This is a genomic window from Acidobacteriota bacterium (assembly GCA_022340665.1).
Lineage (GTDB): Bacteria > Acidobacteriota > Thermoanaerobaculia > Thermoanaerobaculales > Sulfomarinibacteraceae > Sulfomarinibacter.
On record JAJDNM010000151.1, the window covers coordinates 1 to 9,026 of the forward strand.

Sequence of the window (9,026 nt, forward strand, 5' to 3'; positions counted from 1 at the left end):
ACTCATAACTCAAAACTCATAACTCATAACTCATAACTCAAAACAGGGCGGGGGGTGGGGACTACTCGAACATCTCTCGCCGGTACCAGAAGATCTCGGGGTTCGCGAGGTCGATGCTGTTGACGCTTCTGAAGGTGATCGAGGAGACACTGATGTTGCGAGCGTCCTCGGGCCAATAGAACCAGCCGAATCCCTCCGAGCCGCGTGACCAACCCATGTGCAGGGGCCCCGCCGAAATTGAACCGGCCTGGCCGTCTTCGTCGGTTCTCCCGGTGCCGGCGCGTGAGGTCTGGAAGAGCGATGCGTTGGCTGGTGCCGCGCGCCACTCGTACTCGATGGCGTAACCCCACTCGAGGGCCCTGACGACTCTCAGGGCAACCAGCTCCTGGTCGACTTTGAAGAGTGCCACGGCCCCGTATGGAATGCCGATGGCCCTCTGGTTAACCGCTACGTGTGTGAAGGTCGGCTGTTCGGGAGAGCGCGGTGTGCGATCGCAGCCCAGAATCAGAAGAGTCGCGAGCACCAGAAAGCGGGCGAGCGAGATCGGACGTCCGAAACTCCGTTTCACGAATTCAAATGTACTACGCGGTTGGTTCGAAACCCGGTGTCGAGTTGTTGGATAGCCGCGACGGGGGTTATCATCAGCTTGGAACTAGTGCGAAGGGGGGCTGCCATGCAGCGAGTTCCTGTGGTCGTCGTGATTGTCTTCCTGATGGTGATGCCGGTCCTGGCGGGGGAGGGTGATGCCATCGTCGGACTTTGGGCTACCGATCCCGAGGGCGGGGGAGGGCAGGCTCATATCCGGATCTCGGCCGACGGTGGTCGGTATGCGGGCAAGATCGTATGGTTGGAGGAGCCCGTCTACACGGCGGAAGACGACGACGGGGAAATCGGCGAGCCAAAGGTCGACACGAACAACCCCGACCCAGCCCTCCGATCACGACCGATCATGGGCCTTCAGATGATGGAAGGGTTTGAGTACGTTGGCGACAACACCTGGAAGAAGGGGACGATCTACGACCCCGACAACGGCAAGACGTACAAGTGCAAGATCAAGTTGGGTGACGACGGGGTGCTGTACGTGCGGGGCTTTATCGGGGTGTCGTTGATCGGGCGTACCTCGCAGTGGACCCGAGTTCGCGACGAGAAATAAGATGACTTGTGCCGTATCGGGCTCCACCGACGACCACCTCCTCCAGCTTCTTTGCATGACGATCAGGTAGGAGCTTGCATGGGTTCCATCACGCTGCAGCGGATTCTCGTTGCCGACGACGAGCCCGACATCCTCGAGATCGCGAGGATCGCCCTGGAAATGGTGGGAGGCTTCGAGGTTGTGGCGTGCTCGTCGGGGCAGGCGCTGCTGGAGGCCCTCCCCGATTTCAAGCCCGATCTGGTGATTGTCGACGTGTTGATGCCGGACATGAGTGGACTCGAGGCGGTCGAGGAGATCAGGCGCCTTCCAGAGTTCGAGGAACTTCCCTACGTGTTTCTCACCGGAACCATCGCGGAGGAGGAAATCGAAGGTCTGCGTGAGGCCGGTGCGGCCGACATCATCCTCAAGCCGTTCGATCCGATGACCCTTGCCGATCGTGTCGATAACATCTGGAAGGGCACCCATGGAACGTGAGCCACCCGACAACCAGGTGATAGACCGGCTCGATGAGGAGTTGAAGCGATTGCGGTCCGCCTTCCTGGCGAAGCTCCCGGGACGGATCCAGAAGCTGACGGATGAGTGGAACGAGCTCCAAGGTGAGGCCTGGAACGAGAATGGCGCCCAAGCATTTCACCGAGCAATCCACGGGATGATCGGGACTTCCGGCAGTCTCGGTTTATCGGACATAGCCAACGACGCGCGCCAGCTCGAACGACGGTTGGTGACCCTCGTCGAATGCCCCCGGGCGCCGAGCCGGGAAACTGCAGACGGAATCGTCGAGCGGCTCCGGCAGATCGGTGGGCACGGGGCAGTGGAGGAGTCGTGAACGAACCCGCGAGCCGGACGGCGCTGCTTCTGCTCATCTTGGTTGCCCCGGTGGCGGTCGGATGCGGAAATTCGACGGCTCTCCCTGTGTCGGACAAATTCACTCCTGTGCCATCCGCCGCAGGGGTCATCACCTTCGGATCGGTTTCGGTCAACCCCGCCCACGAGTACGAGGTTTTCCGACCCTTCGCCAACTACGTGGCCGCCCAGTTGGGTGATTTTGGCATCGGACGAGGTCGTGTGGTTGTCGCCGGTTCTCTGAGCCAGATGGTCGACGAGGTCCGCAGCGGAAAGGTCGATGTGTTCATCGACAGCCCTTTTCCCGCCGGTTATTTGTGGCAGCAGAGTGGGGCTGTGCCGATCCTTCGCAGGTGGAAGCGTGGAACGGACGTTTACAGGAGCGTGATCTTCGCTCGAACCGACAGCGGAGTCCAATCAATCGCCGATCTCGCGGGCAAAATGGTCGCGTTCGGTGCACCATACTCGACGACCGGCTACCTGGTGCCAAAAGCCACCATGACCTCAGCCGGGTTGAATCTCGTCAATTATGCAGACCGCGCGGCGTCAGTTCCGTCAGATCGTGTTGGCTATATCTTTTCCAACGACGCCGAAAATACCGTGTTTTGGGTGCTGAAAAAAAAGGTCACTGCCGGTGCTGTCAATGCGGACTATTTCGAGGAGTTCGCAGGGAATCGTGTTGGCGAGCTGATAATCCTCCAGACCAGCGAATCTGTGCCTCGAAACGTGGTCTGTGTCCGCCCGGGCCTCGATCCGAATGTGTTGCAGGCGCTGGAAACCGTGCTGCTGAAAATGCATCTGACCGACGAAGGACAGGAAGCACTCAGGGCCTTTGAAGAAACGGTGCGATTCGATCGCTTTCCAGGTGGTGCAGAACAGGCCCTCGAGAACATCATGAAACTGCTGCCGCACGTTGAAGAGGATCTCGGAGAATGAGGTTGGCATGACGCGTCTCGGGTTGAGGGGACGCTTTGTCGCATTCGTATCGGCGATGATCGTAGCATTCGGCGTTATCCTGACGGCCCTCACCGTTCGCGAGCAGAACGAGCGGCTAAGCCACGAGCTCGAGGAGCGCGGCAAGCTCTTAACGACCGTCGTCAGCGCCAATGCCACGGACGCTATGGCGCTCCTCGATATCAGGGAGCTCAGACGACTGATCGCCGAAGCTCGGGCACAAGAAAACGTTGTCGATATCGTTGCGTTTGACGAGGAAGGGCGAGTACTCACCGACGGTACGGTGAAGAACGTGAGGCGACACGAGCTGATTCCAGAGGCGGCGAGGCGACACGCTGCGGTTTCCGAAGGACTGCTGGTCGAGTTCGACGAAGACACTATGGTCGTGACCAAACCGGTCCTCCTCGGCAGTGAGCCGCTGGGTGGAGTCATGCTTCGCTACTCGTTGGCCGGCCTTGCGAAGGAGCAGGCCTCGCTTGCCCGCCGGACTGCTGCGGTCGGTACGGTCTTCGCTCTGCTCGGCGTTCTGGCTGCCGCCCTGCTGACTGAAGCGATCACGCGTCCTCTCAAGGAGGTGATCGACGCGACAAGAGCGGTGACGGATGGTGAAACTGTACCGCGACTCCCGGTCCGCACCTCCGATGAGGTTGGAACGCTGGCTGAATCGTTCAACGAGATGATGAGGAAGCTCCGTGACACCACGGTTTCGCGTGATTTTTTGGATCGTGTCGTCGAGACGATGGGAGAGTGTCTCGTCGTGACCGGCCCCGACGGAACCATCACACACGTCAATCCCGCGGTGTGTAAGCTTTCCGGCGTCAGTGAGGGTGAGTTGCTCGGCCAGAACTGCCGCGACCTTTTTCGAGCCCCCGAGGGCAGAGTCTCGTTGCTCGAAGCCGTTGGGCCGGATGGGTCAGCGCAAGGCCTTGAAACGGAGCTGCTCGCCAAAGGCGGCGAGGCCGTACCGGTGTTGGTGTCGGTTGGGGCGATGAAGGGGAAAACCGGCAGAAGACGCGGATACGTCTTGGTTGCCGCCGATATCAGCGAACGTCTGCGCCACGAGCAGCAGAAAGACGAGTTCGTGACCATGGTCCACCACGAGGTGCGTGGGCCGTTGACGGCCGTTCGTGGTGCCATCGGTTTGCTCGATGGCGGAGTGGCCGGGGAGCTCGGTGAGCGCGGGCAGGAACTGGTCGAAATCGCCCTTCGCAACAGCAAACGAATGGACCGCCTGGTCAACGACCTTCTTGCGGCGAGAAAGCTCCATTCTGGCCGAATGACCTTCCAATTCGAGGAAACGGAGCTGATGCCGCTGATCGAGCAGGCGATCGAGGGCACCGACACCTACGCGGGTGGCCGAGACATCCGGATCGAGATAGTGGATAGTGTACCCGGAGCTCAGGTGACAGTGGATCCGGATCGATTGATTCAGGTCCTGACGAATGTCGTGTCCAATGCTGTACGGTTTTCTTCGCCGGAGGGCGTCGTGGCCGTGGCAGTGGATCGACGCGACGATGGGTTGAGAATAGCGATCTCCGACTCGGGACCTGGTATCGCCGAAGATTTTCGCGACCGGGTTTTCGAAGCATTTGCGCGCGACGAAAGGGAAGACTGGCGCCATCGCAGCGGTTCCGGTCTCGGAATGTGTATCTCGAAGGGGATCATCGAGGAGCTCGGTGGCTCGATCAGCTTCGAGACCGAGGTTGGTGCCGGCACTACCTTTTTCGTAGACATCCCGGAGATTCGGTAGTACAGAACAGGTCCTTGAACGGACGGCAAATCCGGTGAGATAATTCCACGTCGAGAACAGAAATGAGACCTACTTGCTGGATGAATTTACTGTCGGCCTGGACCTTCATAGGTTTCGGCCGGAGGGTTACGGCATCCGTCCGCGCGGAGTCGTCTCGGTTCTTGCGACAGCAGGGACGAGGAAACCGATGCCAATAGCAGGCAACCTCGAAACGATGAACCTCGCGGAACTCCTGCAGTGGTTGGGCAACGGCCGTCAAACTGGCACCCTGGTCGTCAGCAACGGTTCGATCGAGAAGAAGATATTCCTCCGCGACGGCGCCGTCCTGTCATCAGCAAGCTCGGACCCGCGAGGCTTTCTCGGGCATTTCCTGGTCAGCAAGGGGGTGATCAGCGAAGACGATCTCGCCAAGGCCATGAGCCTGCAGGCGACACAGGGCGGGCTTCTGGGCGAAATCTTGGTGGAGGGCGGGGCAATTGATCAGGAAATGCTCGATCACATGCTGCGGCTCAAGGCCGAGGAGAACATCTACGACCTATTCGCCTGGGAAGAGGGGACATTCAAGTTCCGCGACGACGAGTTGCCGGACTACGAGTTGGTGCCGATATCAGCCAACATCACCGGCCTGGTGCTGGAAGGCATTCGTCGCCTTGACCACGCGAAGGAAATAGAGAAGCTGATCCCCTCCATGCAGTGTGTCCCTGTTGCGGTTGGTTCTTTGAAGGACGACGACGAAATGGACTATGGCTGGCTGGGCGTGCTCGAGGCGGTCGACGATGATCGCAGCGTCGAGGACATCTGTCTTCACACCCATTCCTCGGAATTTTTTGTCTGCGATGTGCTTTACGCGAAGGTGCGCGAAGGCAAGATCAAGATTGTCCGACCGCGGGTGATCGAGGTTTCGTCCACGGCCCCGGTTACGCCCGTGCCCGAGGCCGAACAGGACCAACCGACGTCACCTCGTACTGGAAGCACGCCCGCGCCGAAACCGACCGATGCCGAGACTCACGTCTCGGAGGCGGTGAGCCACATCAAGGTCGGCGCGCACGATATTGCCGTCCGCCACATCGCGGCGGCCAGGAGCCTCGATTCTCAGAACCCCGAGCTGGTTCGGGTCGTCAAGGAGCTGGAGACCGAGGTCGTCTACGGCCTGGAAAATGACGGCGTCAGATTCGACAAAATCCCGGTGCTTCAGACCACCCTCGACGACCTGCGTGCGATGAGCTTCTCGCCGGAGGAAGGGTTCATTCTCTCTCGAATCAACGGCAGCTCGGACATCGCATCGATCGTCAAGATTTCGCCGTTGTCAGAGATGGAGTCGCTGCTGGTGTTCTGGAAGCTCATGCATTCGGGCCAGATCACACTGGAGGACGCGAGCTGAGCTGCAATCCACCCAAAATGTCGGCCCTCCTCCGCACCTAGACAAATCAAATGCCCGATCCTCTGCCCATCGAAACACGAGTCACAGCAATGCGGCCCGACGGCACAACGGCAAGAAGGCCTAGCCGACCGGTCTCGGTCTCCGAGCGCGAGCCGTCGTACCGTGGATGGGTGGGCGGGGGAGGCCGTTCCGCCGTTACACCTGTGTTCGACTCCGGCTGACTCCCATCTCCGAAGGTCAACTGCGCGGGTTAGAATACGCGGATGGGACGGTTGATTGACCCCGCCAAGCGCGCTCGAGCTAAGGAGAAGCGCGCAGAACGAAAGCAGCGGATCCTCGAGGTTGCGCGTTCGACCTTATTGCGGCTGCCGTTTGTCGAGGTGACGCTGGATGGCATCGGCCACGCCGCGAACGTCGATCGGGGCGTGGCGTCGCTCTACTTTCGCAGCAAAGAGGAGCTCTTTCTGCGATTGTTGCGCGACGAGCTGGCGGGTTGGTACGCCGCAGTGGAAGCTGAGATCGAAGATCGCGAGGGCAGGCTGTCGAAATCGGATTTTGCCGCCGTGCTCGCGAAAAGCCTTTCCGAAAGACACGAGCTGACCCGCTTCCTGAGCCTCGAGTCGATCGTTCTCGAACAGAATCTCGATGCGATGGAGGTGTTTCGCGTGCAGCGTTGGCGGCGCGATCGGATGGCTGAATTGGACAAGCTTTTGGAACGGAAGGTCGACGGGATCAGGCCCGGGGAGGGCTTTCGGATGCTCCATCTGGCGCAGCTGCTCACCGCCGCCCTGATTCCGGCGGCGGACCCCAAAGGTGCGGCTGCCTACGAAATCGGGGACCCGGACTTCGCCGGATTCAGGGTCGAATTCGAACCCGAGATGCGACGCATTCTTGGTGCGATCCTCGAAGCGGGCCCCGGGAGCTGAGTTCTACTGGTCAAAGACCTTTTCCGGCGCCGAAGGACCGGTCGGCCGAGATTGTTGCCTTGACACGGGATTTCACTGTGGTTATGATCCCTCGGCCCGTGTGAGTGGAGGAAACAATGGCAGGCAAAGGACATCGCGTAACGGTCAAGCTCAAGAGCACCGAGAGCCCGTACATGTACCACGTCAAGAAGAACAAGCAGAACACGACCGAACGGCTCGAGCTCAAGAAGTACGATCCGGTCGTGCGCAAGCACGTCGTTTTCAAGGAAACCCGCTAACCCGCCTTACCGGAGGGTGCCAGGGCACCGTTTTCGGTGCTCTTTCGAGGCCCGGTTACCCGCAAGGGTCACCGGGCTTTGTCGTTCCTGACCGATTCGTCTGGACTGTTCGACCTGCCACCCCGAGATCCACGACTGCATCCTCGATTCGGAGGCTCGGCCGAATCACCATTCGCGGGACGATTTATTGCATACGAGGGTCCATCTCAAGATTTGAGACTTCGGATGATACACTCCGCGCGAATCCCGGGAGGTTCTGATCGTGAGCCGAAAGAGCAAACTGGAATCGTCAATATCGCGTCGCCATTTCCTGATCACCGGCGGGGCCGTCGCCGCGGCCAGTGGTTTGCCGGGAGTCGCCGCAGCGCAGGAGGAGGAAAAGCCGAAGATCAAGCGGTACCGGACCCTGGGTCGGACCGGGTTCCAGGTGTCGGACATTTCGGTCGGAGGCGCCGGCAGGGAGGCGAATCTCTACCGTTACGCCTACGACCACGGCATCAACTACTTCGACACCGCCGAGGGCTACGGCAATGGCGACAACGAACGCAAGATCGGAGAGGCCCTGCAGTACATGGATCGCAACAAGGTCTTCGTCACCACCAAGCTAGAGCTCAAGGAAGATGACACGCAGCAGACCATCCTCGACCGGTTTGGAAAGTGCCAGGAGCGACTTCGTACGGATTACGTCGACGCACTGTTCATCCACAGCCCTGAGTCGGTTGACATGCTCAACAGCCCCGCGTTTCACGCAGCGGTCCAAAGGCTCAAGACGGATGGCCGCCTCCATTTTTCCGGAGTTTCCAACCACGGAACGGCGCATCCCCTTGGAAAAGAAAACATGGAGCAGGTCCTGTGCACTGCGGCCGAGGACGGGCGCTTCGACCTGATGCTGATCGCCTACAACTTCATGAATCGCGACAGGGGCGACAAGGTCCTCGCTGCGTGCAAGAAGAACAACGTCGGCACGACCGCGATGAAGACCAAGCCGGGTGCGGTGAAAATGGATCCGCTCGACCCGGAAAATCCTTCGGAGAGGTATGCGAAGTACATCGAGCGCCAGGTCAAGGCCGGAAGGGCACGGGATGACGTGATCAAGGAGCTCCAGGGATACATCGACTTCAACCACAAGGTCTTCGAAAACGCCAGGCCTTTCATGGACGAACATGGCATCTCGGACCGGGACGGTCTCGCGGTGGCCGCCCTTCAGTGGGTGCTTTCGAATCCCGACATGCACACCGTCTGCATGAGCTTCCGCGACTTCGACTCGATCGACAAGTTTCTACCGCTGTCGGGTACCACCGTGACACAGGCGCGGCTGCGGGTGCTCGACGAGTATCGCATGGCTGCTTCGAGCCTCTACTGCCGCCACGCGTGTGAGGACTGCTTCGGCGCCTGCCCACACGGAATACCGGTGAGCCGTGTGATGCGGTACGCTTACTACTTCACCGAGCAGGCTCGGGAGAAGCACGCCATGATCAAGTACCGGACGCTCGGCTATGGCGACAACCTGCCCTGCGACTCCTGTGACGGGCCGTGCGAGGGCGCTTGCCCGTTCGGAGTCAATATCAGGGCAAATCTCTTGGCCGCCGACGGGCTGTTGACCCTGGCGTAGCCGAAATGCGAGCAACGGAATTCATGAATTGGAGCGTCGAGCGCTCCGACACAATGGAGAAGGAATGATGAAACGAGTTCTTCTGGTGATGTCTGTGGTTACCGCGCTTTCATGTTCCTCGGGCCCCGA

General features: G+C 59.9%; 10 protein-coding genes. 9 read left to right on the plus strand and 1 reads right to left on the minus strand.

From position 1 onward, the window contains the following. Window positions 1–61: 61 nt before the first annotated feature. Window positions 62–568, minus strand: a complete 507-nt coding sequence (locus tag LJE93_17400) for a hypothetical protein (GenBank protein ID MCG6950694.1) — start codon at window positions 566–568, stop codon at window positions 62–64. A gap of 105 nt (window positions 569–673) precedes the next feature. On the opposite strand from LJE93_17400, the gene LJE93_17405 reads away from it, so the two are divergent. The 9 genes from LJE93_17405 to LJE93_17445 all read left to right on the plus strand — a co-directional run bounded on the left by LJE93_17405 (window position 674) and on the right by LJE93_17445 (window position 8,897). Next, a complete protein-coding gene (locus LJE93_17405; GenBank protein MCG6950695.1) occupies window positions 674–1,153 on the plus strand; it encodes a DUF2147 domain-containing protein in 480 nt (159 codons plus the stop codon). A 78-nt stretch (window positions 1,154–1,231) separates the two neighbouring features. Then, complete coding sequence (locus LJE93_17410) at window positions 1,232–1,627, plus strand: response regulator (protein MCG6950696.1); 396 nt, start codon at window positions 1,232–1,234, stop codon at window positions 1,625–1,627. Then, window positions 1,617–1,979, plus strand: a complete 363-nt coding sequence (locus LJE93_17415; GenBank protein MCG6950697.1) for an Hpt domain-containing protein — start codon at window positions 1,617–1,619, stop codon at window positions 1,977–1,979. Before LJE93_17410 ends, LJE93_17415 begins: the two co-directional genes overlap by 11 nt. Next, entirely contained in the window at window positions 1,976–2,932 is a 957-nt protein-coding gene (locus tag LJE93_17420; protein ID MCG6950698.1) for a phosphate/phosphite/phosphonate ABC transporter substrate-binding protein, read from the plus strand. Before LJE93_17415 ends, LJE93_17420 begins: the two co-directional genes overlap by 4 nt. Window positions 2,933–2,939: 7 nt before the next feature. Beyond that, window positions 2,940–4,700 (plus strand): PAS domain S-box protein, encoded by a 1,761-nt coding sequence (locus LJE93_17425; GenBank protein MCG6950699.1) that lies wholly within the window; start codon window positions 2,940–2,942, stop codon window positions 4,698–4,700. 187 nt (window positions 4,701–4,887) lie between these two features. Next, window positions 4,888–6,081, plus strand: a complete 1,194-nt coding sequence (locus LJE93_17430) for a DUF4388 domain-containing protein (GenBank protein ID MCG6950700.1) — start codon at window positions 4,888–4,890, stop codon at window positions 6,079–6,081. Between the two features lie 263 nt (window positions 6,082–6,344). Continuing rightward, window positions 6,345–7,007, plus strand: coding sequence for a TetR family transcriptional regulator (locus LJE93_17435; protein ID MCG6950701.1), 663 nt, complete (start codon window positions 6,345–6,347; stop codon window positions 7,005–7,007). 116 nt (window positions 7,008–7,123) lie between these two features. Then, window positions 7,124–7,285: a 50S ribosomal protein L33 gene (rpmG, locus tag LJE93_17440; protein ID MCG6950702.1), complete on the plus strand. Its 162-nt coding sequence runs from the start codon at window positions 7,124–7,126 to the stop codon at window positions 7,283–7,285. A gap of 262 nt (window positions 7,286–7,547) precedes the next feature. Further along, window positions 7,548–8,897, plus strand: coding sequence for an aldo/keto reductase (locus tag LJE93_17445; GenBank protein ID MCG6950703.1), 1,350 nt, complete (start codon window positions 7,548–7,550; stop codon window positions 8,895–8,897). Window positions 8,898–9,026: the final 129 nt, after the last annotated feature.

Coding starts and splice junctions, on each gene's coding strand:
- LJE93_17425 (MCG6950699.1), top strand. CDS start 2,940: ATGACGCGTCTCGGGTTGAGGGGACGCTTTGTCGCATTCGTATCGGCG.
- LJE93_17430 (MCG6950700.1), top strand. CDS start 4,888: ATGCCAATAGCAGGCAACCTCGAAACGATGAACCTCGCGGAACTCCTG.
- LJE93_17415 (MCG6950697.1), top strand. CDS start 1,617: ATGGAACGTGAGCCACCCGACAACCAGGTGATAGACCGGCTCGATGAG.
- LJE93_17410 (MCG6950696.1), top strand. CDS start 1,232: ATGGGTTCCATCACGCTGCAGCGGATTCTCGTTGCCGACGACGAGCCC.
- LJE93_17435 (MCG6950701.1), top strand. CDS start 6,345: ATGGGACGGTTGATTGACCCCGCCAAGCGCGCTCGAGCTAAGGAGAAG.
- LJE93_17405 (MCG6950695.1), top strand. CDS start 674: ATGCAGCGAGTTCCTGTGGTCGTCGTGATTGTCTTCCTGATGGTGATG.
- rpmG (MCG6950702.1), top strand. CDS start 7,124: ATGGCAGGCAAAGGACATCGCGTAACGGTCAAGCTCAAGAGCACCGAG.